This is a genomic window from Burkholderia arboris, assembly GCF_038723655.1.
Taxonomy (GTDB): Bacteria; Pseudomonadota; Gammaproteobacteria; order Burkholderiales; family Burkholderiaceae; genus Burkholderia; species Burkholderia arboris.
In genome coordinates this window covers 2800952-2825319 of the sequence record NZ_CP109822.1, presented here as the reverse complement: position 1 = coordinate 2825319, position 24368 = coordinate 2800952, and the positions used below count along the sequence as shown (strand labels likewise).

The 24368-nt window shown below is 67.1% G+C and carries 27 protein-coding genes; 17 read left to right on the top strand and 10 right to left on the bottom strand.

The features are described from left to right. Positions 1–88 precede the first annotated feature (88 nt). The 4 genes from OHZ10_RS30140 (at position 89) to OHZ10_RS30125 (ending at position 2910) form a co-directional block, all read left to right on the top strand. A complete protein-coding gene (locus OHZ10_RS30140) occupies positions 89–691 on the top strand; it encodes a hypothetical protein (protein WP_196486619.1) in 603 nt (200 codons plus the stop codon). 838 nt (positions 692–1529) lie between these two features. Further along, positions 1530–1853 (top strand): hypothetical protein, encoded by a 324-nt coding sequence (locus tag OHZ10_RS30135; protein ID WP_059240940.1) that lies wholly within the window; start codon positions 1530–1532, stop codon positions 1851–1853. Between the two features lie 111 nt (positions 1854–1964). Beyond that, positions 1965–2555 carry a hypothetical protein gene (locus OHZ10_RS30130; RefSeq protein ID WP_059239771.1) on the top strand — a complete coding sequence of 197 codons (591 nt, stop codon included), beginning with the start codon at positions 1965–1967 and terminating at the stop codon, positions 2553–2555. Positions 2556–2628: 73 nt separating this feature from the next. Further along, positions 2629–2910, top strand: coding sequence for a hypothetical protein (locus OHZ10_RS30125; protein ID WP_059239774.1), 282 nt, complete (start codon positions 2629–2631; stop codon positions 2908–2910). 22 nt (positions 2911–2932) lie between these two features. Here OHZ10_RS30125 and OHZ10_RS30120 read toward each other — a convergent pair whose 3' ends face one another. Then, the gene (locus tag OHZ10_RS30120; RefSeq protein ID WP_226196253.1) at positions 2933–3208 is read right to left on the bottom strand and encodes a hypothetical protein; all 276 of its coding nucleotides are present in this window, start codon (positions 3206–3208) and stop codon (positions 2933–2935) included. Between OHZ10_RS30120 and OHZ10_RS30115 the strand changes: the two genes are divergently transcribed. The 4 genes from OHZ10_RS30115 (at position 3195) to OHZ10_RS30100 (ending at position 7657) form a co-directional block, all read left to right on the top strand. Beyond that, the gene (locus OHZ10_RS30115) at positions 3195–4742 is read left to right on the top strand and encodes a chemotaxis protein CheA (RefSeq protein ID WP_342705241.1); all 1548 of its coding nucleotides are present in this window, start codon (positions 3195–3197) and stop codon (positions 4740–4742) included. The two genes, OHZ10_RS30120 and OHZ10_RS30115, sit on opposite strands and share 14 nt — an antisense overlap. Before the next feature lie 155 nt (positions 4743–4897). Then, complete coding sequence (locus OHZ10_RS30110) at positions 4898–5482, top strand: hypothetical protein (protein ID WP_256086123.1); 585 nt, start codon at positions 4898–4900, stop codon at positions 5480–5482. 141 nt (positions 5483–5623) lie between these two features. Further along, entirely contained in the window at positions 5624–7021 is a 1398-nt protein-coding gene (locus OHZ10_RS30105; RefSeq protein ID WP_059240941.1) for a sigma-54 dependent transcriptional regulator, read from the top strand. A gap of 129 nt (positions 7022–7150) precedes the next feature. Next, a complete protein-coding gene (locus OHZ10_RS30100; protein WP_059239780.1) occupies positions 7151–7657 on the top strand; it encodes a hypothetical protein in 507 nt (168 codons plus the stop codon). A gap of 27 nt (positions 7658–7684) precedes the next feature. Here the strand turns inward: OHZ10_RS30100 and OHZ10_RS30095 are convergent, their stop codons facing one another. Continuing rightward, positions 7685–8176: a hypothetical protein gene (locus OHZ10_RS30095; protein WP_059239782.1), complete on the bottom strand. Its 492-nt coding sequence runs from the start codon at positions 8174–8176 to the stop codon at positions 7685–7687. A gap of 377 nt (positions 8177–8553) precedes the next feature. On the opposite strand from OHZ10_RS30095, the gene OHZ10_RS30090 reads away from it, so the two are divergent. Beyond that, a complete protein-coding gene (locus OHZ10_RS30090) occupies positions 8554–9231 on the top strand; it encodes a response regulator transcription factor (protein WP_342705240.1) in 678 nt (225 codons plus the stop codon). A gap of 25 nt (positions 9232–9256) precedes the next feature. Here OHZ10_RS30090 and OHZ10_RS30085 read toward each other — a convergent pair whose 3' ends face one another. After that, positions 9257–10810, bottom strand: coding sequence for a methyl-accepting chemotaxis protein (locus OHZ10_RS30085; RefSeq protein WP_059239786.1), 1554 nt, complete (start codon positions 10808–10810; stop codon positions 9257–9259). 251 nt (positions 10811–11061) lie between these two features. Between OHZ10_RS30085 and panE the strand changes: the two genes are divergently transcribed. From panE to OHZ10_RS30045, 8 genes are all read left to right on the top strand, one after another. Then, positions 11062–12009, top strand: a complete 948-nt coding sequence (panE, locus tag OHZ10_RS30080; protein WP_340624744.1) for a 2-dehydropantoate 2-reductase — start codon at positions 11062–11064, stop codon at positions 12007–12009. Positions 12010–12247: 238 nt separating this feature from the next. Continuing rightward, a complete protein-coding gene (locus OHZ10_RS30075; protein WP_342705239.1) occupies positions 12248–13207 on the top strand; it encodes an AraC family transcriptional regulator in 960 nt (319 codons plus the stop codon). 118 nt (positions 13208–13325) lie between these two features. Further along, positions 13326–14270, top strand: coding sequence for a substrate-binding domain-containing protein (locus OHZ10_RS30070; RefSeq protein ID WP_059239792.1), 945 nt, complete (start codon positions 13326–13328; stop codon positions 14268–14270). 62 nt (positions 14271–14332) lie between these two features. After that, positions 14333–15853 carry a sugar ABC transporter ATP-binding protein gene (locus tag OHZ10_RS30065; protein ID WP_342705238.1) on the top strand — a complete coding sequence of 507 codons (1521 nt, stop codon included), beginning with the start codon at positions 14333–14335 and terminating at the stop codon, positions 15851–15853. Further along, positions 15840–16847, top strand: coding sequence for an ABC transporter permease (locus OHZ10_RS30060; RefSeq protein WP_256086126.1), 1008 nt, complete (start codon positions 15840–15842; stop codon positions 16845–16847). Before OHZ10_RS30065 ends, OHZ10_RS30060 begins: the two co-directional genes overlap by 14 nt. A 46-nt stretch (positions 16848–16893) precedes the next feature. After that, positions 16894–17982, top strand: a complete 1089-nt coding sequence (locus OHZ10_RS30055) for an alcohol dehydrogenase catalytic domain-containing protein (RefSeq protein ID WP_059239796.1) — start codon at positions 16894–16896, stop codon at positions 17980–17982. Positions 17983–18013: 31 nt separating this feature from the next. Next, on the top strand, positions 18014–19561 hold the full coding sequence (locus OHZ10_RS30050; protein WP_059239798.1) for an FGGY-family carbohydrate kinase: 1548 nt from the start codon (positions 18014–18016) through the stop codon (positions 19559–19561). Next, a complete protein-coding gene (locus OHZ10_RS30045) occupies positions 19558–20316 on the top strand; it encodes an SDR family oxidoreductase (RefSeq protein WP_059239800.1) in 759 nt (252 codons plus the stop codon). The genes OHZ10_RS30050 and OHZ10_RS30045 overlap by 4 nt, the downstream gene beginning before the upstream one ends. A gap of 66 nt (positions 20317–20382) precedes the next feature. On the opposite strand, the gene OHZ10_RS30040 is transcribed toward OHZ10_RS30045, so the two are convergent. From OHZ10_RS30040 to OHZ10_RS30010, 7 genes are all read right to left on the bottom strand, one after another. Beyond that, on the bottom strand, positions 20383–20523 hold the full coding sequence (locus OHZ10_RS30040) for a hypothetical protein (protein ID WP_174991369.1): 141 nt from the start codon (positions 20521–20523) through the stop codon (positions 20383–20385). Positions 20524–20694: 171 nt separating this feature from the next. Continuing rightward, positions 20695–21279 (bottom strand): nucleotidyltransferase family protein, encoded by a 585-nt coding sequence (locus tag OHZ10_RS30035; protein WP_059239802.1) that lies wholly within the window; start codon positions 21277–21279, stop codon positions 20695–20697. Between the two features lie 103 nt (positions 21280–21382). Next, positions 21383–22102: a M15 family metallopeptidase gene (locus OHZ10_RS30030; RefSeq protein WP_233464102.1), complete on the bottom strand. Its 720-nt coding sequence runs from the start codon at positions 22100–22102 to the stop codon at positions 21383–21385. A gap of 106 nt (positions 22103–22208) precedes the next feature. Then, positions 22209–22604 (bottom strand): type II toxin-antitoxin system VapC family toxin, encoded by a 396-nt coding sequence (locus OHZ10_RS30025; RefSeq protein WP_342706004.1) that lies wholly within the window; start codon positions 22602–22604, stop codon positions 22209–22211. Beyond that, positions 22601–22840 carry a type II toxin-antitoxin system Phd/YefM family antitoxin gene (locus OHZ10_RS30020; RefSeq protein ID WP_059239804.1) on the bottom strand — a complete coding sequence of 80 codons (240 nt, stop codon included), beginning with the start codon at positions 22838–22840 and terminating at the stop codon, positions 22601–22603. The genes OHZ10_RS30025 and OHZ10_RS30020 overlap by 4 nt, the downstream gene beginning before the upstream one ends. A gap of 91 nt (positions 22841–22931) precedes the next feature. Then, a complete protein-coding gene (locus OHZ10_RS30015; protein ID WP_342705237.1) occupies positions 22932–23615 on the bottom strand; it encodes a Fe2+-dependent dioxygenase in 684 nt (227 codons plus the stop codon). After that, entirely contained in the window at positions 23612–24367 is a 756-nt protein-coding gene (locus OHZ10_RS30010) for a tetratricopeptide repeat protein (protein ID WP_059239808.1), read from the bottom strand. Before OHZ10_RS30010 ends, OHZ10_RS30015 begins: the two co-directional genes overlap by 4 nt. Position 24368 lies beyond the last annotated feature (1 nt).

Here is a 24368-nt window from a genome sequence, read left to right as displayed (position 1 = left end):
AATGCTTAAAAACGTTTCTCGAATGTATCGCTTTTCAGGATGTCTCCGAAGTGAAAGGTGGGGCGAGCCGGAATGAAAAACGGCGCTGGTGATTTTGTCGGGATTCCGTGTTTACATTTGTTTTAATTATTACGCCGGTAACGGTCGGGATGACAACATTTTTCGTCGTGTGATCGTGTCGGTATTTTCACGGATGAATCAAATTCGTTTCGACAATCGGGGGGCGCGCGTGCCGGCAGCGCATCGAAGACCGCTGCGCATGGCCCTGGCGCTGCGCGCAGGACGAATCGATTCTCGTTCGTTTTCGCACGGGAGCCTGGTCGCCTACGTCGCGAAGCGTGGTTCGTCAGTGGAAAGTGGGTTTCCGCCCGGCCTGCGCGGCGGCGCGCTTCTCAAGTTTGAAACACCCGTTCATCTTGCCGTCCGGCAAGGTTCCACGGGCCGGATTCGTCCGTCTAATCGCGGTATTGCTTCGAGACGCTCAATGATCGGGGCACGTGCGCAATCGTTGTCGCGATACATTCCTGAAACAAAAAATGACGTTTCCGGCGGAATGACCCGGCGTGGCGGCGATCTGCCGCTCGCAATGCGCGACGGGACAACATGTGGCACGCCGCTTGCGGTAATGGCTGCATCGGCGAGCGGTCGACACGATGCAACAAAGATGTGGGGGCGACCAACTCGTCAGTAGCAGTCGGGGAAACGGCGATGAAGACCATAAGCAGTAGTTTGATCCGCGCGTATTTTGCGCACCGGTGGGGTAGTCGGAAAGATCGGGGTGTTGCTCGCGACGCAGTGCCAGCTTCGCGAGTATTCCATTGCCTGGTTTCCTGCCTCCGCATCCGCCGCGTGCCGGATCGGTTGTCGCCACGCGCGATGGCCGGGCGACAGCGGTGCTCGCCCTCATCCAGTTCACCCGCATGGGCCAGACTGTTCGTGCCGGACAGCCTGACGCCGATTCGTCTACGACCGTGCAAGGCAGTTTCGATCGCGCCGGGTCAATACCGGCGCCGGCCGGACTAGATCGAACGCCTGTCGGCCGGATTATCCGGAAAACCTATTTCGCTCGCTCAGGGAGCAAACATGCCGACTGGCTGTCATGCAGGCCTGTTATCGCCAGGATAACGGACGCATGTTGAACGGCGTTGCATTTTGATGTTTTAAATGCATTCGCGTATTTTCGATTCCGCAACTGGATGCTGCGTGCCGGCATCGATTCGGGCGGTGTATTGAAAATGGCGGGCTGTAACGGCGTGTGCGTCGTTCATGTTGGCATTATCAAGGTGTTTCTTGGTGGTTGATTTAATAATCATAAAATTAATCGAAAACACCTACGTACAAAGTTTGGACAACTTAAAATCACGAAACTAGAATTCGGCTGACCAAAATTACAAAAATATCGAATTCAAGGCCAACAATAATTTCTTGTTTTGATAGTGATCCTTAATTTTAGGGATTGCTCACGGCGGGAAGGTTGAAGGCGTGCGATCTTCCTTGCTCATTCTGTTCACGCCGTTATGGAGTCGACCATGAAGAAGCTTCTGATTGCAGCAGCAGTTCTGGCGGTTTCGGGTGCCGCGTTCGCCGCCAGCGGCACGCTGTCGAGCAGCAACTCGTCGAGCGGTGGCCAGACGATGGCCGGGGTTGCGGGCTTTGGCCATTTCACCGCAACCGATTCCGGCGCGGCGCTCGGCGCAGCCGGCGCAGTGGCGGGCGGCCCGGGCAGCGGTTCGATCTCGTACACGAACCATACCCAAACGTCGACCGTCGGCGGCTTCGGCTTCGGCGGGGCACAAGCTGGCGGCAGCAGCGGTGCGAATGCCGGCTCGGTTGGCTGGACGTATCACCACTAAGCCGCGGCGCGTAGCGTTCGTCATTGGCTGGCGGTACGGATGCCGGGCTTCACCCCACCAGGGCGAGCCTGGCTCCGCCACCGCCGAACTTCCTCACAGCAAGGAATTGCTATGAAAGCCAAAGTCATATTAGCGACAGCGCTCACCGTCCTATCGTCGGCCGTATTGGCAGCGGGTTCGTTCACGACCAATCAGACGCAATCCGTCGCAGCGGGTGTGTCCGGTTCGGTACTGGTCGGCTCCGGCAGCTATACGAGCAATTCGACATCGACGGCTGGTGCAAGCGCCGGAAGTACCGTGACACCCGCTGGTTCCGTCGGTACGGCGTCCGCCAACCACAACTCAACCTCGACGGCCAGCGGTTCCGGCACGAACGGGGGCGCGTTCGCGGCAGGCGGCGGTATCGGTGCCGCAGGCTCGTTCGGCGGAAACAGCAGCACGAACGAGAACGCAAACGCACTGTCGGGAGGGGTGACCGCCACGATCGTACTCGGCGCGAACCACTACACGGCCACGGGCGCGAACGACAACGGCATTGCCAACGCGGGTGCCGCTGGACTCACGGGCAGTGGCGGATCGGCCGCGATCACGGGTTCGAATCACTACAACTCGTCGACCGCATGGAGTACCGGTCCGGCTGGTTCACCGTCCGCATCGGGCGGAAGCCAGGGCAGTTCGAGCGCGACCGGGAGCAGTCATTAGTCTGGTGTGGGGGGACCAGTTTCGCAGCGACGCTGGTCTCTTTTCCTGCACTGTTGTCACGTAAGGAGTTGGCATGAAGCAGAACCTGATTGCCGCCGCTCTGATGCTCGCGTCTCTGACGGCGTATGGCGCTGACCGTGCTGCCGATGGTGTGCAATCGACTATGCAGACGTCTAACAACCCTGACCAGACAACCAAACCGTCAGAACAACAAACGCTTTCGTCGGGCAGTGCCATCGGCGGACCGGACGCCCAGCAGTGGCAGGGCATGTCGGCCGGCTCGTGGTCCCAGCTGGGCAGCGGCTGGAAGCAGTTCGGGGAAGCAGCGAAATCTGAAGTCATTCAGGGGAATTAGCACGGTTGCCTGGGTGGGAGGTCTAACCTCGTCCGGAGATTGAAATGAACAGCAACAGGATCAAGGTGGCATGCGCGGCAATGTTCGCGATGACCACGATCGGTGCCCAGGCGCAAACTGCCGACTCGACTTCGAGCGCGCAGTCCTCGACGTCGTCGACGGCGATCAGCCAGGGCGGTGGCTCGAGCATGAACACGAACACCACGAGCTCGCGCGGCGGCAATGCCACCAGCTCCAGCGGGGTGCGCGGCAGCGGCAATTCGAGCGTGAACGTGAACGTGACGATGCCGTCCAGCACGAGCGGCGGCTCGAACGTGACGCCGCAGAGCGTCAGCTCGCTGGCTTCGTCCGGCGCGCCAGGCACCAACCCGTACAACACCCAGACATCGGAAAACGTCAACTACTCGGGCACGCAGACGATCAAGACCAACCCGGCGATCCAGGCGCCCGGCCTCACGACCACGCTGTCCGATACCTGCATGGGCTCGGTGAGCGTCGGCGTGTCGTTCCCGGGGTTCGGCGCGACGGGCGGCACGACGCTGGTCGACCAGGCTTGCGTCCGGCGTCTCGATGCGCGTGAATTCCGTGCGATGGGCCTGACCGACGTCGCGCTCGCGCTGCTGTGCCAGAGCGATGCGAACCGGCGCGCAGTGGAAGCGACCGGCCACCTGTGCCCGGGCACGACCGCGCCGCTCGCGCGTTCGAACGTGGCGCCGAGCGTCGAAGCGACCGTCGCCGACGACGTGAAGTATCGCGACCCGATCGTGCGCGACCGGATGGGCCTGCCGCCGCTCGGTTCGGCCGCGCCGGCGCCGGCGCCGACGCGTCCGATCCAGACGACGTCGGTGCAGGCGGCGCCCGTCCCGGTCCCGGTGCCTGTCCCGGTACCGGCGGTCGCGCCGGTTGCTGCCGCTCCGGCCGTCGCAGCGCCGGCCGTCGCCGCAGCCGCACCGGCGGTCGCGGCGCCAGCCGTTGCCGCCGCCGCACCGGCAGTGGCTGCGCCGGCAGCAGCAGCACCTGCGGTTGCCGCGGCACCTGCTGTCGCAGCTGCCCCGGCTGTTGCCGCCGCGCCCGCAGCCGCGGTCGTACCGGCGGCCGCAATGGCAGCCGTGCCGGCCGCGGCCGTGATTGCCGCGCCGGCGGTTGCCGACAAGGCATCGCAAGCGCCTGCCACGCCGGTGGCCGACACGAAGGCTCCCGAGCCTGCGCAGCCGGTTGCCGACGCGAAGGCGCCGGAGGCCGCACAGCCGGTAGCCGACACGAAGGCGCCGGAGGCCGCACAGCCCGTAGCCGACACGAAGGCGCCGGAGGCCGCACAGCCGGTAGCTGACGCGAAGGCACCGGAGGCCGCACAGCCCGTAGCCGACACGAAGGCTGCCGAGCCCGCCCAGCCGGTTGCCGACACGAAGGCACTCGAGCCCGTGCAGGCCGTCGCCGACAAGGCACCGGAGCCGATGCCGGCCGCGACCGACAACGCAGCGCAGGCCGCCGGCGAACCCGTTGCGGAACCGATGCCGGCAGCTGCCGTCGTCACGGCGCCGGCAGCCGAAGCAAAGGCTGCCGAGCCGGCCCCGCAAGCGGCTGTCGAAGCGCCCGCTCCGGAAGCCGCTCAGCCTGCCGCCGCCGCGGCGCCTGCCGACATGCCGGCAGCCGACGCGAAGGTGCCGGACGCGGTCGAATCCGCTGCCGCACCGGTTGCGCCGTCCGCCGACATGCCCGCGTTGACCGATCCGGCGCAGGCATTGCCGCCGGCTACGGTCGACCAGCAGGCCGCACCGGCTGCACCGGTCGTGCCGGCGCCGGCCGTCATCTCGACGAGCACGTCGTCGTGAGCACGCGGGTCCGTCTTCCGTGCGACCGGGATGCCGGTCGCACGGGAGCCGTACGGCCCGATGCCCGACAGTCTTTTCCTGTTTGACAGGTGTTGGTCCCATCCCCGAGGTCAACACCTCTTTTTGCCTGACGAGGATGCAAGGAGGCCTCAATCATGAGGATCTTTTTGGTCGCTTTGCTGCTGGTCAGCGTGCAAGCCGCTGCGCAGTCCGTTTTCCAGAATCCCGCGGTGTTCGTCATCCTGAGCGAGCAGACGGCTGCGAATGCCGTGAGCGTCCAGCAGGCGCTGTCGACGCTCGGCCGCCCCGACAACACGGCATGCGCGCCGATGATGATGGTCGGCGATCCGCAGATGATCTACATGATGCCCGAGGAGGGGCACGCGCCGTCGTGGCAATCGCCGGTGTATGGCCGCGGCGCACCGTTCGAAGCGCAGAACGGGCCGTCGCCGACCGGCAAGACGGTCGGCGCGATGCAGCACGCCGAGGACATGCAGACGCAGCCGTGGAGCGACGGCAGCGCGATCACGCAGAAGATCGCCGGCGAGTCGAACGTGACGGCGGCGGACCGCGTGAGCGACTGGCAGCGCAACGGGCTCGACAAGATCGAGACGGCCCGCGCGGCTGACGTGACGGTCAATGGCAAGACCTACCGTGCCTATCGCGACGATCTCAACCGATCGGCGAAGCCGGTCATCGAGCCGCAGATCTACACCCAGCGCGTCGTGTTCTGCCGATAACGAAACATCGATTCGAGGACGGGGCGGCGCGGCGCCGCGCCGCGGGACCACGGAGCCCCGCCACACACAAGCCGGCAACGGCCGCCCCGATATACAACCCTACGCGGCGAGGCCATCGTGAACTATTGCTGCCAGCTCAGCGTGTCAGGCCCGCAGGATGTCGAACGGGACGCCGGTGCGCTGCCGTTCGTCGCCGTCCGGCGCAACCATGTCGCGCCGTCGCGGCCGCTCGTCTACCTGTCGCAGCAACACGATGCTGCGCTCGTCGACTGTCTCGCGTTGCGCGGCTGGGACGTGTGGCGTGCGAAAACCGTTGCGGACGCACTGAATCTCGTCAAGGCGAACCGCCCGCATGCGGGTATCGTCGATTTCGCAAGCTTCGCGTCACCGGATGTCGCGTCGTTCGAGACGCTGCTGCGTGACTCGCGCGTCGGCTGGATCGCACTCGCCGACGGCGAGCGGCTGCGCGACATCACGATCGCGCGCCTGATCCGCCATTGCTGTTTCGACTACGTGCGCAACGCGACGGCCTACACGACCATCGGCTATCTCGTCGGCCATGCATACGGGATGCTGAAGCTCGCGGACGGCGACCCGGCCCCGGAGGCTGCGCCGCCCGGCAGCGCGATGATCGGATCGTGCGATGCGATGCGCCGGCTGTTCGCGACGATCCGCAAAATCGCGAACACGGAGGCGACCGTGTTCATCGCCGGCGAATCCGGCACCGGCAAGGAGCTGACGGCGGCGGCGATCCACCGCCAGTCGTCGCGTGCCGACGCGCCGTTCGTCGCCGTGAACTGCGCGGCGATCCCGCCGACCCTGTTGCAGGCCGAGCTGTTCGGGCACGAGCGCGGGGCGTTCACGGGCGCGCACCAGCGCAAGATCGGCCGCATCGAGGCTGCGCACGGCGGCACGCTGTTTCTCGACGAGATCGGCGACATGCCGTTCGAGAGCCAGGCGAGCCTGTTGCGGTTCCTGCAGGAAGGCAAGATCGAGCGGCTCGGCGGGCATGCGTCGATTCCGGTGGACGTGCGGATCGTGTCGGCGACCCATGTCGATCTCGAGGCCGCGATGCAGGCCGGGCGGTTCCGCGCCGACCTGTACTACCGCCTGTGCGTGCTGCGCATCGACGAGCCGCCGCTGCGCATGCGCGGCCGCGACATCATGCTGCTCGCCGACGACGTGCTGCGGCGCTATCACGGCGACGGCTCGTACCGGATTCGCGGTTTCACGCCGTGCGCGATCGAGGCGATCCACAACTATCCGTGGCCCGGCAACGTGCGCGAGCTGATCAACCGGATCCGCTTCGCGGTCGTGATGACGAACGGTCCGCTGATCTCGGCCGCCGACCTCGAACTGCACGCGTATACGTCGCAGCACCCGCCGACGCTCGCGCAGGCGCGCCGGCAGGCCGAACGGCACGCGATCGAGAAAACGCTGCTGCGCCACCGCCACCAGCATGCGGAGGTCGCCGCGGAGCTGGGGATCTCGCGTGCGACGCTGTACCGGCTGATGACCGCGCACGGGCTGCACGGCTGACGCGCCGTGGCGCGCGTCCGCTCAAGACCGTGCGCCGGCGGCCGTTAAGACGTGAAATGACCCGTTCGGCCCGCGCGCATCGATGCGCGCGGCCGGCACGCGGCGCATCACGCTTATCCGAGGTTTATCGTGGCAGAGTGCAGTCACTGCGGCAGGACGTTCCTGGCCGGCGGCCGGTCGATCGGCCGCCGCCGCTATTGCAGCCCGGTGTGCGCGCAAGCGCATCCGATCGTGGTCGAGGCCGAACGGGTGCCCGACGCCAAGGTCCGGCAGTACGTCGACGACTGTCGCTATGGGCCATGCCCGATCTGTTTGCGCGAAGGGCGGCCGGTCGACGTCCACGCGTCGCATCGCGTCGTGTCGCTGGTGTTCGTCACGCGCTGGGCCACGCGACGCCACGTATGCTGCCGCCGCTGCGGCCGCAAGAAGCAGGCGGTCGCGCTGCTCGCATCGGCCACGCTCGGCTGGTGGGGGCTGCCGTGGGGCATCGTGCTGACGCCGATCCAGCTCGCGCGCAACCTGCTTGGCCTGGCCGCGCGCGATTCCGAGGTCGCGACGCAGCAGCTGGAGGAACTCGTGCGGCGCAAGCTGGCCGCACGCCGGCTCAGACGTGCGGAGCAGGGCACCGGCGCCTGACCGCGCGTGCCGGCGCGCCGCGCGCGCTCACGCAGGCCGTTCGAAGCCCGATGCGACCCAGCGTTCGGCGCTGGCCTTGTTCAGCTTGAACCCGGCCGACACCTTCGCGTCGGCCAGCAGCTCGCCATACGGATCGAATGCCTTGAGCTGCGCATACGGCTCGAACTCGTCCGGCACGATGTCGAGCGTCACCGACACATCCTGCCCGGCTTCGTCCTGGACCGTCACTTCCTTGTGCAGCATCGCGCGGCGCTGCTGTTCGTGCCGCATCAGCACTTCGGTCGCGGTCTTCACGAGCGTGCGGAACGCGTTCGCATCCATCGGCTTCGGATTCTTCTTGTCGCGGCCCATGGTCCACGGCCCGACCAGCGCGGGCTCGGACTCGCCGTCCTTGGTCATCTCGACGGCCCAGCCGTCGTCGTCTTCGTTCTTGATGATGCGGGCCGTCCAGCCGTTGTCGCGCCAGAGGCCGTCTTCGTGGATGGAGGTGTCGTCGGATTGCAGGTCGGAATCGGTCATGAGGAAAACGGGGAGTGCGGGCAGCCGGCGAAAGGGCGGTGGCGCGCGGCCGGGCATCGGCGCGTCGCTTGCCGCCGGTCGCCCGGGATGGCATGCAAAAGGGCGATTTTACCTGCTGACCGGCCGCGCGGCGCGCAAAGCCGGCCGTCAGGCCGATGCCGCGCCGGCCGACCGGCGACTGCCGACCGCTGAGCCCGCGTGAATATCAAACTCGTATTACGTCCCCGACGGCCGATTCGTATGCCGTCCGATATCCCGTCCGTGCGCAGGTTCATAGAATCGACGTTCAGGCTAAAAATCGCCTGAACGTCCTTTAAACGCTCAACCGGTCGCGCGCGTTTCGTGCGGCGCGGCCGGTGAACCACCAGGAATTGCGCATGAGGAAATTCAATGTTCGCATCGTCTTCGCGTACGACTGGCCGTTGACGCTGGCCGGCATCGAGCAGATCGCAGGGAGCACCTGCGCGATCGAACTCGTCGCCGTGTACCGGAGCGCGGCCGAACTGGTCGCGTCGCTCGGCGGCGTCGACTGCGATGTCGTGCTGGTCGATTATGCGATTCGCGGCGACGCGCAGATGGACGGCCTCGCGCTGTTCGACTGGCTGCGGCGCACGCGGCCGAACGTCGGGATCGTCGCGCTGGTCGCGAACGAGAACCCGCTGATCTTCCGGTCGATCCTCGCGATCGGCGGCGTGAGCGTCGTCAGCAAGTTCGACGAGGTCGGCCACATCGTCACGGCGATCCATTCGAGTTACAGCGGCGGGACGTACCGGTCCCCGTCCGTCCGGCGCGCGGTCGACGCGCTCGGCGAGCGGGGCGCGGCGCCCGTGAAGCTGTCGGCGCGCGAGATCGAGGTGATTCGCCTGTATCTGTCGGGCGTGCCGATCAAGACGATCGCGCAGCGCCTGAGCAAGGGCAAGCAGACGGTCAGCGCGCAGAAGATCAGTGCGATGAAGAAGCTCGGCGCGAACAACGACGTCGAGCTGATCCAGCGGGCGGCGGGGTTGGGGCTGGGGCGCAGCGAGGGCGTGCTGCAGACCGGCGGCGCGGCGTGAGCGCGCGCGCGCCGGGCGGGCGCCGTCAGGCCGGCAGCGCGAACCGCGTCACGGCGTCGCGCAGCGCTTCGGCCTGATCGCGCAGCGAGTGCGCGGCCGCCGCCGCCTGTTCGACGAGCGCCGCGTTCTGCTGCGTGACCTGGTCCATCTCGCCCACCGCGCGATTGACCTGCTCGATCCCGGCGCTCTGCTCGCGCGACGCGTGGCTGATTTCGTCGAGGATCTCGTTCACCCGCCGCACCGACTGTACGATCTCGGCCATCGTCTCGCCCGCGTGCGTGACGAGCGTCGCGCCGTGTTCGACCGTCTCGTTCGACGACACGATCAGCGACTTGATCTCCTTCGCCGCCGTCGCCGAACGTTGCGCGAGCGAACGCACTTCGGCCGCGACCACCGCGAAGCCGCGGCCCTGTTCGCCCGCACGTGCCGCTTCGACGGCCGCGTTCAGCGCGAGGATGTTGGTCTGGAACGCGATGCCGTCGATCACGCCGATGATGTCGCCGATCTTGTGCGAACGGTCGGTGATTTCGTTCATCGTGCGCACGACGTCGTCGACCACCTCGCTGCCGCGCGTCGCGACTTGCGCGGCCTGGCCGGCGAGCGATGCGGCCTGCGCGGCGCTGTCCGCGTTCTGCTTCACGTTCGCGGTCATCTGGTCCATGCTCGACGCGGTCTGCACGAGCGCGGCCGCCTGCTCCTCGGTGCGTTGCGACAGGTCCGTGTTCCCGGACGCGATCTCGCTCGCGCCGACGTTGATGTTCTCGGTGCCCATCCGCACGCGCGACACCATGTCGATCAGCCCGCCCTGCATCGTGTGCAGCGCATGCAGCAGGCTGCCGCGATCGTCCTGCTTCACGGTCACGCGCGCGGTCAGGTCGCCCTGCGCGATGCGCTGGGCGGCGTCGAGCGCCACCTCGAGCTCGCCGCCGAGGTTCGCGCGCACGCTCTTCAGCACCAGCACCATCACGGCCGTCGCGATCGCGCCGAGCACCGCGGTCATCGCGAACCAGCGGCCGATGCTCTCGAGCACCGCCGTGCGCACGTCGTTCATGTACATGCCCGTCACCAGGTACCAGTCCCACGGTGCGAAGCGCTGCACGGCGCTGGTTTTGTCCTGCGGCTTGTCCGCGCCCGGTTTCGGCCACAGATACTCGACGAAGCCCTTGCCGCCTTCCGCGTTGCCGGCCTTCACGATCTCGACGAACAGGTGCTTGCCGTTCGGATCGGTGAAGTTCGACACGTCCTTGCCGTTGAGATCGGACTTGATCGGGTGCATCACGATCACCGGTTTCGAATCGTTGATCGAGATATAGCCGTCGGCGCCGTAGCGCATCGCGGCGATCGCCTCGAGCGCCTTCTGCTTCGCATCGGCTTCCGGCATCGCGTTCTGCTGCGACAGCTTGTAGTAATGGTCGGTCACGCTCGCGGCCTGCGCGACCAGCGACGCAAGCTGGTCGCGGCGGTCCGCGATCATCGAGGCGCGTGTCTGCCATGCGCCGAGCCCGGCGATGACGAGCAGGCCGAGCCACAGGATGACGATCATCGAGGCGAGTTTCTGATTCAGGGAAAGGTTGCGCATGGTATGTGGTCGGTCAGTCGAGGATGCTCGCCGGGGCGGCGTGACGGGGTAAGTATCTTGACGGCGCCGGGCGCACATCGCCGTAGACGGGTTATCCCTAGGAACCGGTACCTGCCCGATGCCTTCGATGCCGAAAGGGGTATCTATGCATATGCATAACGGGCATCGCTATACTGTCGGGCAATTGCGTTCGCGCCGCGCGCCCGGGTTGGCGCCGGCACGGCACTGAACGAAACCGAAAGGAGGCAACGATGCGGATTCTGGTGGTAGGGGCCGGCGCGGTCGGCGGATACTTCGGCGGCCGGCTGGCCGCGGCGGGACGCGACGTGACGTTCCTGGTGCGTGACGGCCGCGCGGCTGCGCTGGCGCGCGACGGGCTGCTGATCCGCAGCCCGCGCGGCGACCTGACGCTTGCGAACGTGCAGACCGTGCGCGCGGCCGATGCGGACGCCGGCGTCGCGCCGTTCGACCTCGTGCTGCTGAGCTGCAAGGCATACAGCCTGGACGACGCGATGCTCTCGTTTGCCCCGTTCGTCGGCCCGCAGACGCTGATCCTGCCGATGCTCAACGGCATGCGCCATCTCGACGTGTTGCGCGACCGCTTCGGCGCGACGCAGGTGCTCGGCGGGCTCTGTGTGATCGCGGCGACGCTCGATCGCGAGCAGCGCATCGTGCACCTGAACGACACGCACGGCGTGTCGTTCGGCGAACTTGCCGGCGGCGAATCGCCGCGCGTGCGCGCAGTGGCCGACGTGCTCAGCGGCGCGGGCTTCGACGCGACGCTCAGCGACAGCATTGCCGCGCGGATGTGGGAGAAGTGGGTGTTCCTTGCGACGCTCGCCGCGAGCACGTCGCTGTTCCGCGGCTCGGTCGGCGACATTCTCGCCGCGCCGGACGGCCGCCGCCTGCTCGAAACGATGCTCGCAGAATGCAGCGCGATCGCCGAACACAACGGCCACCGGCCCGACCCGACGGCGATCGAGCGGATGCAGAGAATGGTGCTGACGCCGTCGCCGCTGACCGCGTCGATGCTGCGCGACGTCGAGAACCATGCGCGCGTCGAAGCCGATCACGTGATCGGCGACCTGCTCGCGCGGCGCGACCCGCAGGCGGCCGACGCGCTGTCGCTGCTGCGGATCGCGTACAACCACCTGAAGGCGTACGAGGTGCGCACGGCACGCGAGCACGCGGCCGCGTAACGCCGGCGCGGACGGCCGCCCGGCCGTACCGCGCTGCACAAATTTGCCGTGCGGCGCCGTTTGTGGCCGGATTGCGCAAAAAAGTATCGGAAATCAGGCGTAAAGTTGGTGGAGCCGCGCGCTCGATCGACCTACATTGCTTCCCATGCGACCGGTCGCGGTGCCGCGCGAAACACGCGGCACACGCGCGCACCGCCGAACTGGCCGGCCAGCGATACATGGGAATGGAGACGCCAACATGATGCACCCCGATCTCGAAGTGGTCGAAGTGCGACGCGACGAGTCGTTCAAGGTCTGGTCGCACGGCTATCCGTATCGCACGATCCGCTGGCATTTCCATCCCGAATTCGAACTGCACCTGATCGTCGCGACCCGCGGCAAGTATTTCGTCGGCGACCACATCGGCTCGTTCGGCCCGGGCCATCTCGTGCTGCTCGGCCCGAACCTGCCGCACAACTGGGTCAGCGACATGGCCGAAGGCGAGACCGTCGAGCGCCGCAATCTGGTGATCCAGTTCGACCCGGCGTTCGTGCGCCGCTGCATGGACGCATTCCCCGAATGCCGCGACGCGCGGGCGCTGCTCGACGATGCGCGTCGAGGGGTTGGCTTCGACGCCGCGACGAGCGCCGCGATCGCGCCGCTGTTCGACGAGCTGTTGGCCGCACGCGGCATGCGCCGCATCGCGCTGTTCATGACGATCCTCGAACGGTTGTGCGGCGCGGCCGAACGCACGCTGCTCGCGAGCCCCGCGTACGACCAGGCCGACGTCACGCCGACGCGGCTCAGCCACGCGCTGTCGTATATCGGCAAGAACCTCGCGTCCGAGTTGCGCGAATCCGATCTCGCGCAACTGACCGGGCAGAGCGTCAGCGCGTTCTCGCGTGCGTTCCATCGCCAGACGGGCATGCCGTTCGTCCAGTACGTGAATCGTCTGCGGATTGAGTCCGCGTGCCAGATGCTGCTCGCCGACGACGCGAACATCACCGACATCTGCTTCCAGGCCGGCTTCAACAACGTGTCGAACTTCAACCGCCAGTTCCGCGCGGTGAAGGGGATGGCGCCGTCCGAATTCCGTGCGCTGCAGCGCCTGAACGCGCGCAGCCGCGACCTGGCGCTGCATGCGGCGCCCACCGGCAACCCGATGCCGCCGCGCGTGCTGACGCCCGGTGCGCCCGAGCTCGCGCCGCAGCCCGGATGATCGCCGGGCTGACGCCCGCCTGAATTTTCCCTGCCGTTTCACCCAGCCGATCGCGTCGCTCACGTCGCGAGGGGCTCACTCACCCACGAAAAAGCTGCACACAATCGGAGACACCGTCATGACGCACGCATCGCCCGCCTCATCCCCCCGTCGCGCCGCCCGCATGGCGGCCGTTGCCGCGCTCGCCGTCGCGGCCCTGCTGCCGGCCGCCGCCGCGCAGGCCGCGCCGTTGCGCATCGGCATGACGTTCCAGGAACTGAACAACCCGTATTTCGTGACGATGCAGAAGGCGCTGAACGACGCGGCCGCATCGATCGGCGCACAGGTCGTCGTGACCGACGCGCATCACGACGTCAGCAAGCAGGTGAGCGACGTCGAGGACATGCTGCAGAAGAAGATCGACATCCTGCTCGTGAACCCGACGGATTCGACCGGCATCCAGTCGGCGATCACGCAGGCGAAGAAGGCCGGCGCGGTGGTCGTGGCCGTCGATGCGAACGCGAACGGCCCGGTCGATTCGTTCGTCGGTTCGAAAAACTACGACGCGGGCGTGATGTCGTGCGAATACCTCGCGAAGGCGATCGGCGGCAGCGGCGAGGTCGCGATCCTCGACGGCATTCCGGTCGTGCCGATTCTCGAACGCGTCCGCGGCTGCAAGGCCGGGCTCGCGAAATTCCCGAACGTGAAGCTCGTCGATACGCAAAACGGCAAGCAGGAGCGCGCAACCGCGCTGTCGGTCACCGAAAACATGATTTCCGCGCATCCGAACCTGAAGGGCATCTTCAGCGTGAACGACGGCGGCTCGATGGGCGCGCTCGCTGCGATCGAGGGTTCCGGCAAGGACATCAAGCTGACGAGCGTCGACGGCGCGCCCGAGGCGATCGCCGCGATCCAGAAGCCGAATTCGAAGTTCATCGAGACGACCGCGCAGTTCCCGGCCGACCAGGTACGCATCGCGCTCGGCATCGCGATCGCACGCAAGTGGGGCGCGACGGTGCCGAAGGCGATCCCGGTCGACGTGAAGGTCGTCGATCGCGGCAACGCGAAGGGCTTCAGCTGGTGAACGACGAGCGACGCGACGCGACGGGCGGCGGCACGGCCGGCGCCCTTCGCACGGAGAAGCCGATGAACACGATACTCAGGCTCAGCCACATCACGAAAAGCTTTCCCGGCGTGAAGGCGCTGTCCGACATTCATCTGGAGATTGCGCGCGGCGAGATCCACGCGCTGCTCGGCGAGAACGGCGCTGGCAAGTCGACGCTGATGAAGATCCTGTGCGGTATTCATCACCCGGATACCGGCACGATCGAGATCGACGGCACCGCACGCTATTTTGCGGACTACCACGACGCGGTCGCGGCGGGCGTCGGCATCGTGTTCCAGGAATTCAGCCTGATTCCGCACCTCGATGCCGTCGACAACCTGTTCCTCGGCCGCGAGCTGCGTAACCGCTGGGGCGCCCGGGACCGCAAGCGGATGCGCGATGCGGCCGCCGCGATCTTCGCGCGGCTCGGCGTGGCGATCGATCTCGATGCGCCGATCCGCGCGCTGTCAGTCGCACAGCAGCAGTTCGTCGAAATCGGCAAGGCGCTGTCGCTCGACGCGCGCATCCTGATTCTCGACGAGCCGACCGCCACGCTCACGCCGGCCGAAGCCGGGCACCTGTTCGCGATCATGCGCGAGCTGAAGCGGCAGGGTGTCGCGATGATCTTCATCTCGCACCATCTCGACGAGATCTTCGCGGTGTGCGATCGCATCACGGTGCTGCGCGACGGCCAGTACGTCGCGACGACCGGCGTCGCGCACACCGACGTCGAGCAACTGGTGCGGATGATGGTCGGTCGCCGGATCGAAAGCAGCTTTCCGCCGAAACCGGCGCTGCCGGCCGATGCGCCGGCCGTGCTCGAAGTCGAGGCGCTGCAGATCGAGCGCGACGGCCCCGTGAACCGCTTCACGCTGCGGGCCGGCGAGATTCTCGGCTTCGCCGGGCTGGTCGGCTCGGGCCGAACGGAAACGGCGCTGGCGGTGATCGGCGCGACCCGCGCGCACCGCAAGGAAGTGCGCGTGCGCGGCGCGGCGGCGAAGCTTGCCGATCCGGCCGACGCACTGCGCGCCGGCATCGGCATCCTGCCGGAAAGCCGCAAGACGGAAGGGCTCGTCACGTCGTTCTCGATCCGCGACAACATCTCGCTGAACAACCTCGGCAAATACCGGTCGATGCGCTGGCTGATCGACCGCGGCAGCGAGGCGCGCACGACGCACGACGTGATGCGGCGCGTCGGCGTGAAGGCGCCGTCGATCCACACCGAGGTCGCGACGTTGTCAGGCGGCAACCAGCAGAAGGTCGTGATCGCGCGCTGGCTGAACCATCACACGTCGGTGCTGATCTTCGACGAGCCGACGCGCGGCATCGACGTCGGCGCGAAAGCCGAAATCTACGGGCTGATGCGCGAACTCACCGCGCGCGGCTACGCCATCATCATGATCTCGTCCGAGCTGCCGGAAATCGTCGGCATGTGCGATCGCGTCGCCGTATTCCGGCAAGGACGCATCGAGGCGACGCTCGCCGGCCACGAGATCGATCCCGACACGGTCATGACCTATGCCACGGCCGGCACGCGAGGAGCGACCCATGAACCTGCCTGATTCATCTTCCACGCCTTCCACGACGCTCGCGGCCACTGCCGGCAACGCGCCGCCGCCACGTGCGATGTGGGCGCAACTGCGGCGCTCGACGCTGTTCTATCCGCTCGTCGGCCTGATCGTCGTCTGCATCGCGATGATGATCGCGAGCCCGAGCTTCCTGTCCGCCGCGAACCTCGAGAACGTGCTGCGCCAGGTATCGATCAACGCGATCATCGCGGTCGGCATGACCTGCGTGATCCTGACGGGCGGGATCGACCTGTCGGTCGGCTCGGTGATGGCGCTGTCGGGCACGCTCGCGGCCGGGCTGATGGTCGCGGGTGTCAACGCGGTCGCCGCGCTCGCGATCGGCATCGCGGTCGGCCTCGGCTTCGGCTTCCTGAACGGCGTGTTCGTCGCGTTCGCGGGGATGCCGCCGATCATCGTCACGCTCGCGACCATGGGCATCGCGCGCGGCCTCGCGCTGATCTATACGGGTGGCTATCCGATCGACGGCTTGCCCGACTGGGTTGCGTTCTTCGGCAGCGGCAAGGTGCTCGGCATCCAGGCGCCCGTGCTGATCATGCTGGTGGTCTATGCGATCGCGTGGCTGCTGCTCGAGCGCATGCCGTTCGGCCGCTACGTGTATGCGATCGGCGGCAACGAGCAGGCGACGCGGCTCACCGGCGTGCGTGTCGCGCGGGTGAAGCTGATCGTCTACACGCTGGCCGGGCTCACGTCGGCGCTTGCCGCGATCGTGCTGACGGGCCGGCTGATGAGCGGGCAGCCGAACGCGGGCGTGGGCTTCGAGCTCGACGCGATCGCGGCCGTCGTGATGGGCGGCACGTCGATCTCCGGCGGGCGCGGCGCGATCCTCGGCACGCTGGTCGGCGCACTGCTGCTCGGCGTGCTCAACAACGGGCTGAACATGATCGGCGTGAATCCGTATGTGCAGAACGTGATCAAGGGCGGAATCATCCTGCTCGCGATCTACATCAGCCGCGAACGGTCGCGGTAACGACCGGTTCATCAGTCATCCGAATCACTCACGAAAGAGACAACTCATGACGACACCCGAAGACCCGCCGCGCATGACCGCGGTCGTCTGCCACGGCCCCGAGGACTATCGCGTCGAACAGGTCGCGAAGCCGCGCCCCGGTGCGAACGAGCTCGTGATCCGCATTGCCGCGTGCGGGATCTGCGCGAGCGACTGCAAGTGCTATACGGGCGCGAAGATGTTCTGGGGCGGACCGAGCCCTTGGGTGAAGGCGCCGGTGATTCCCGGCCATGAATTCTTCGGCTACGTGGAAGCGCTCGGCGACGGCGCAGCCGGGCATTTCGGCGTGGCGATGGGCGACCGCGTGATCGCCGAGCAGATCGTGCCGTGCGGCAAGTGCCGCTATTGCAAGTCGGGCCAGTACTGGATGTGCGAAGTGCACAACATCTTCGGCTTCCAACGCGAGGTCGCCGATGGCGGGATGGCCGAGTACATGCGGATTCCGCCGACCGCGATCGTTCACAAGATCCCGCTCGGCGTCTCGCTCGAAGATGCGGCGATCATCGAGCCGCTGTCGTGCGCAATTCATACGGTGAATCGCGGCGATGTCCAGCTCGACGACGTCGTCGTGATCGCGGGCGCAGGCCCGCTCGGGCTGATGATGACGCAGGTCGCGCACCTGAAGACGCCGAAAAAACTCGTCGTGATCGACCTGATCGACGAACGGCTCGAACTCGCGCGGCAATACGGCGCCGACGTGACGATCAACCCAAGGCGCGACGATGCGCGCGAGATCGTCCGCGCGCTGACCGACGGCTACGGCTGCGACGTGTACATCGAGACGACCGGCGCGCCGGTCGGCGTGAGCCAGGGGCTCGACCTGATCCGCAAGCTCGGCCGCTTCGTCGAATTCAGCGTGTTCGGCGAGGATGCGACCGTCGACTGGTCGATCATCGGCGACCGCAAGGAGCTCGACGTGCGCGGCGCGCACCTTGGGCCATACTGCTATCCGATCGCGATCGACCTGCTCGCGCGCGGGCTCGTCACGTCGAAAGGCATCGTCACGCACGGCTTCGCGCTCGAGGACTGGGACGACGCGATCCGCGTCGCGAAATCGCCCGAATCGATCAAGGTGCTGCTGAAGCCGGCCCGCTGAGGCGGCAGGCATGCGCCTCACCGGAGACATCATGGAATACGTGATTGGCGTCGACATCGGCACGCAGAGCACCAAGGCGCTGCTGGTCGACCGGCATGGCACGATCGTCGCACGGCGTTCGGCCGGCTATCAACCCGACACGCCGCGCCCGCTGTGGGCCGAGCAGTGGCCGCAGGTGTGGTTCGACGCGGTGCTCGAATGCGTCGCGGGTTGCGTGAGCGAGGCACGCGCGCAGGGTGTGCCGGCCGATGCGATCCGTGCAATGTGCGTGAGCAGCCTGTACGGCGGCTCGGGCATTCCGGTCGACATCGACATGCGGCCGCTGCATCCGTGCCTGATCTGGATGGACCGGCGCGCGACCGCGGAAGTCGACTGGGTCAACGAACACGTGAACGTCGAACGGCTGCGCGTGATCACGGGCAACGGTGTCGACAGCTACTACGGCTTCACGAAGATGCTGTGGCTGCGCGACCAGCGGCCGGATGTGTGGGCGAACGTGCGCTATTTCCTGCCGCCGAACGCGTACGTGATCTACCTGCTGACCGGCGAGGTCGCGGTCGATCACAGTTCGGCCGGCAATATCGGCGGCGTCTACGACGTCGCGCGCCGCGAATGGTCCGACGACGCACTCGACATGCTCGGCATTCCGGCGACGATGATGCCCGAGCGGCTCGTCGATTCGACGGAGATCGTCGGCGGGCTGCTGTCGCAATGGACGGAGCAGCTCGGCCTGCCGGCCGGCACGCCCGTCGTGGCCGGAGGTGTCGATGCGGCCGTTGCGACCTTCGCGGCCGGCGCGACGCGTACCGGGCAGCACGTTGCGATGATCGGCACCAGCATGTGCTGGGGCTACGTGAACCGGCACGTCGATGCGCGGCACGGGCTCGTCAGCATGCCGCACGTGTTCGACGGGCAGCGCGACCTGTACGTGTTCGGCGGTGCGATCACGGCCGGCGCGTCGGTCGCGTGGTTCCGCGACCAGTTCTGTCAGGCGGAAATCGATGCGGCGCGCCTGTTGCCGCACGGCGATCCGCACGTGCTGCTCGAGGAGGCGGCCGAGCGCGTGCCGGCCGGCGCCGACGGCGTGCTGTTCCTGCCGTACCTGATGGGCGAGCGCAGCCCGGTGTGGGACGCGAAGGCGAGCGGCGCGTTCGTCGGGCTGAGTCTCGCGCATACGCGCGCGCACCTGTATCGCGCGGTGCTGGAGGGGGTTGCATTTGCGTTGCGACACAACATCGAGGCCGGCCGCCGCGGGGCAGTCGCGCTGGACGACCGGTTGATCGTCGTCGGCGGAGCCGCGCACTCGGCGCTGTGGATGCAGATCATTGCGGACGTGACGGGCTTTCCGGTGTGGACGATCGAGCAGGACGTCGAAGCCGCGATGGGGGCCGCGTTGCTTGCGGGCGTCGGAGCGGGGCTCGTGTCGGACGACGACGCGCAGGGCGGCTGGGTCACGCTCGTCGAACGTGCGCGGCCCGATGGCGATCGCGCGAAAGCGTACGACGCGCGTTTCGCGCTCTATACGGCGCTGTATCCGGCACTCAAGCCGGTCATGCACAGGCTGGGCACATCATCATGAACTCACGATTCGATTTCAGCGGCGCGCGGGTGCTCGTCACGGGCGCATCGAGCGGGATCGGGCGCGCGTGTGCGATCGCACTGGCGCAGGCGGGGGCGCGCGTTGTCGCGGCAGGGCGCGACCTGGCCGCGCTCGACACGCTCGCCAGCGAGACTGCGTGCGAGACGGTGCGCATGGACGTCGGCGGCGACGAACACGCGATCGATGCCGCGCTTGCCGCGCACGACGCGTTCGACGGCCTCGTCAATTGCGCGGGGATCGCGTCGCTCGAACCGGCGCTCGACGTCGGTGCCGGACACTTCGATCGCGTGATGGCCGTCAATGCACGCGGTGCGGCGCTCGTCGCACGGGCTGTCGCGCGCAAGATGGTCGAACGCGACGGGCGCGGCGCGGCACGCGCGCGGGGCAGCATCGTCAACGTGTCGAGCCAGGCCGCGCTGGTCGGCCTGCCCGCGCATCTGAGCTATTGCGCGTCGAAGGCGGCGATGGACGCGATTACGCGTGTGCTGTGCATCGAACTCGGGCCGCACGGCATTCGTGTGAACAGCGTGAATCCGACCGTCACGCTCACGCCGATGGCGCAGTTCGCGTGGAGCGAACCCGAGAAGCGCGCGCCGATGCTGGCCGCGATTCCGCTCGGGCGCTTTGCGGAGCCGGACGAAGTCGTCGCGCCGATCCTGTTTTTGCTGAGCGATGCGGCGTCGATGATCAGCGGCGTGTCGCTGCCGGTCGACGGCGGGTATACCGCGCGTTAGTCCCCTTCATGCGGCGGTCGCGCATGACGGGGAAACAGCGGAGTAGAGGCGTGGCGGCGCGTGCGGCTAAACCGGATCTTTGCTCGGCGGTTCGTCCGGTTGCTGCGGGTTGCCGTGATGACCGGGCGGCGACGATAGCGGATCGTCTTCCGGATCGCGGTTCGGGTCGGCCGGTGGCTCGGGCGTCGGGGTCGTGTGATCGGTCATGGAGAACTCGCGCAGTGCGTGACGGCGGCGGCGCGGCGGGCGCGCCTCGTCTCCGTTATAGCCAATCGGACGCGCGTTTGCAGCGGGATTATTGCGGCCGGTTGCCGATCGTCGGCGAAGTCCGTGCATTGACGGTATTCGTGCGGGATCGTGCCGCCATGCACGTTCGAATCAGCGCAAATCCGCCGGGGTATCGACGTCGCGCAGGATACCGGGATCGTCGACGTCGAGCAGTTTCACCGGCACGCTGGCGAACAACGCGCGGGCGCCCGTGTCGCCGTCGAGCGCGGCGAGCGCATCGAAGTGGTGCTCGGCGAAACCGACCGGATGGCCGCGCACGCCGCGATGCGCGGGCGCGACGATCGATGCGTTGTCGGCTTCGAGTGCGCGCGTGACGGCCTCGTAGGTGGACGCCGCGATCCACGGCATGTCGCCGAGCGCAACGAGCCAGCCGTTCGAATCGGGAGTCGCACGCACGCCGGCCGCGAGGCTCGCGCCCATGCCGCGCAATGCGTCGGGCGCGTACACGACCTGACAGCCGGCTTCGTTCAGCAGAATGGCGAGTTTTTCGGCGCCGGGGCGGACGACGGCGATCACGTCGGCCGTGGCGGCCGCGAGATGGCGGGCCGCTGCGACCGCAACCGGCGTGCCGTCGGGAAGCAGCGCGAGCAACTTGCTGTGCAGGCCGCTCGGGTCGAAGCGTTGACCAAGGCCGCCGGCGAGCAGGACGCCGGTGGCGAGTGACGCATAGGACATCGGCGCGGGGGGGAGTGAGACAGGTGCTGCGATTGTGCGGGAGCGGGCCGGGATCGGCAAGTGAGGATGTTACCGATTCGCGCCCGTCAGGCCGGAAAGACTGTCATCGCGACGCTTCGTCGAGCATGCTTTCCTCGACAGGACCGTAAATTGCGTGCGATTCGTTCTGGACGACAGCCCAATAGCGGTCCCCGAATGACCAGTGCCACCATTCGGACGGGTAATTCGTGAAGCCGGCGCCGGTCAGTGCGGCGATCAGCACCTGGCGGTTGCGTGCGGCGGCGCGGCTGATGAACGCGTTGTGCGTGTAGCACGCGCCGGACGATTCCGGGTCGGTGGCGTCGAGAACGCACCCCATGTCGAGCTCGGTGCCGTCGGCGGCAATCAACGTCAGGTCGACGGCGGCGCCGGTCGGATGGCCCGCGACTTCAGGCGGCGCGACATAGTGGCTCGCGAGTTCGACCAGCGCATCGTCGGATGGCAGCGGATTCAGCGTCGCGCGCAAGTGCGCGAGATGGCCGGTGAAGTAGTCGCGCTGGAGCGCGAGCGGGCGATAGCCTTCCTTCACATACAGGCGCACGCCGGCCGGGAGCGTTCGCGCGGCGGCAGCCAGCCGTTCGGCGACGCCGCGGCGCACCTTCAGGAAATGCGGGCTCGTGTTTTCGACGACGCTGCGGGTGAGGTCGACGGCGATGCGTTCATCGTAGGCGGCGAGATCGACGAACCCTTCGTGCGACTCCATCAGGGCGATCGACCGGACGGCGGGATCGGAGAGCGGTATCACGGTAACGGGCAGGGCGGCGAGGTGACGATTGCGGGTCACGAGCCGATGCGGTGAGGCGGCCGTGATCGTTTTGGTCAGACGAATCGCCAATATGCCAGAGTCCGGCCGAGGACGTGCGGCGGTTGGGTGCGCGGGCGGGTGGCGCTCACCAGAGCGTCTTGACGTGCGCGTACGCGCGGATTTTTTCGTCGCGAGTGATCAACTGCGCGCCGAGCCGCCGCGCGGTCGCGACGATCATGCGGTCGGCCGGATCCTTGTGGAACGTGCCGGGCAGGACGGTGGATTTCGCGGCGATGTCGGCATCGACGGGCACGAAGCGCATGCCGTCGATCTGCGCGACGGTGGCGAGCCACGCGTCGACATCCATCGACAGCGCGAGGCGACCGTTGCGCACCAGCATCGCAATCTCCCACGCGGAGATCGCCGATGCGGCGAGCGTGTCTTCACTCCGTGCGCGATCGATCGCGCTTCGTGCTTTCTTGGTGAGCGAAGGATCGCCCGCCACCCACCATACCAATGCATGCGTATCCAGCACGATCACCGCGACGCCTCCCAATCCTCTTCCGCAATCGGATCGAGAGGATTGTCGTAGCGCATGACCGAGCCGCGCAATATGTCCAACGGCTGAGCCTCGCGTGCGCGATACGGCCGGATCTCGAGCGTCGGCTTGCCGTGGTCGGTGACGATCAGGCTTTCACCCGACGCCTCGACGAGCCGGAAGTATTCGAGCGCGCGAGCCTTGAATTCGGATTTCGATACGGGAGCGTGCGGCATCACGAGATGAGCATGGTCATTTGACGATGGTCATTTTAGTCATGGATTCCGACCCGGCGCAAGCGCCCGGGGCAGACCGTGTTACCCCCTCGCGCTACGCATCCGCCCACTTCCGCAACAGGTTGTGATAAATCCCCGTCAACGCAATGACCATCGGGTCCTTCGCGCCTTTTTCGGCTGAAAGCGCCTGGATCTGCGTATCGAGCTGGAACAGCAGTGTGCGGTCGCCGTCGTCGCGCACCATGCTCTGGATCCAGAAGAATGACGCCACGCGCTCGCCGCGCGTGACAGGCGTCACGTGATGCAGGCTCGATGCCGGATACAGCACGAGATCGCCCGCCGGTAGCTTGGCGCGATGCACGCCGTACGTATCCTCGACGCACAGCTCGCCGCCGTCGTACGCCTCGGGTTCTTCGAGAAACAGCGTGGCCGACAGGTCGCTGCGCACGCGGAAATCCGTGCCACGCAACAGCCGGATCGCGTTGTCGACGTGCGTGTCGAACGTTTCGCCCCCTTCGTAGCGATTGAACAGCGGCGGAAATACCTTGAGCGGCAATGCTGCCGAAAAGAACAGAGGATTGCGCGCGAGCGCATCCTGGATCGCGTCGCCGACGGTACGTGCGACTGGCGAGCCCACCGGCAATTGCCGGTTGCGTTTCGCGAGCGCCGACTGCGCGCCGGACGTCGCGTTGCCGTCGACCCAATCGGCCGCATCGAGCAGGTCGCGGCATTGCGCGACTTGCGCCTTGGTCAGTACGCCGGGGATATGAAGCATCATGATGCGGATTCCATTGCATGCGGCGCCAGTTGCATGGCCGCCGAACGAAACGCGTCGATCGGCGACGACACGAGATACGCGCGCATCTTTGCGGTGAACGCGGGCGTCGCGGTGGCCGGCACACGCGCGAGCCATCCGAGCGCTTCGTCGATGCGCCCGCGCTCGGCGAGCAGCCGCGCATAGTTGAACTGGCCGCGGAAGTCGCCGGCTTCGGCCGCGCGGCGATAGTGGTCGAACGCCGCATCGACATCGACGGCGACGACCCAGCCATCTTCGTAGAAGCCGCCGATCAGGTTGATCGATTTCGCATGGCCGAGCGCCGCTGCGCGTCGAAACCAGTCGAGCGCGTCGGCGCGGTGCTCGTCGACGCCGTTGCCGAGCGCGAGCGCCGTCGCGTAGTTGTACATGCCCCAGTCGAGGCCCGCCTGCGCGGCGAGACGGTACCAGTACACGGCAACCGGCGCGCATGCGGCCGTTCCCCAGCCGAACTCGTAGCAGCGACCGAGCATGTTCATCGCCATCGGATGGCCGGCTCGCGCCGCATGCCGGAACCAGTTGAACGCGGCCGCCGGATCGCGCGCGACGCCGTGTCCGTCGAGCAGGTACTGCCCGTAGACGGCCTGCGCGTCGACGATGCCGTTGTCGGCGGCCGCCGCGACCCACGCGGCGGCGCGCTCGGGCGGCCCGGCCAGGATGTCGGCGAACTCGCGCGGCGATACCGACGCGAGCGCCTTCAGCGACACGGCCTCCATC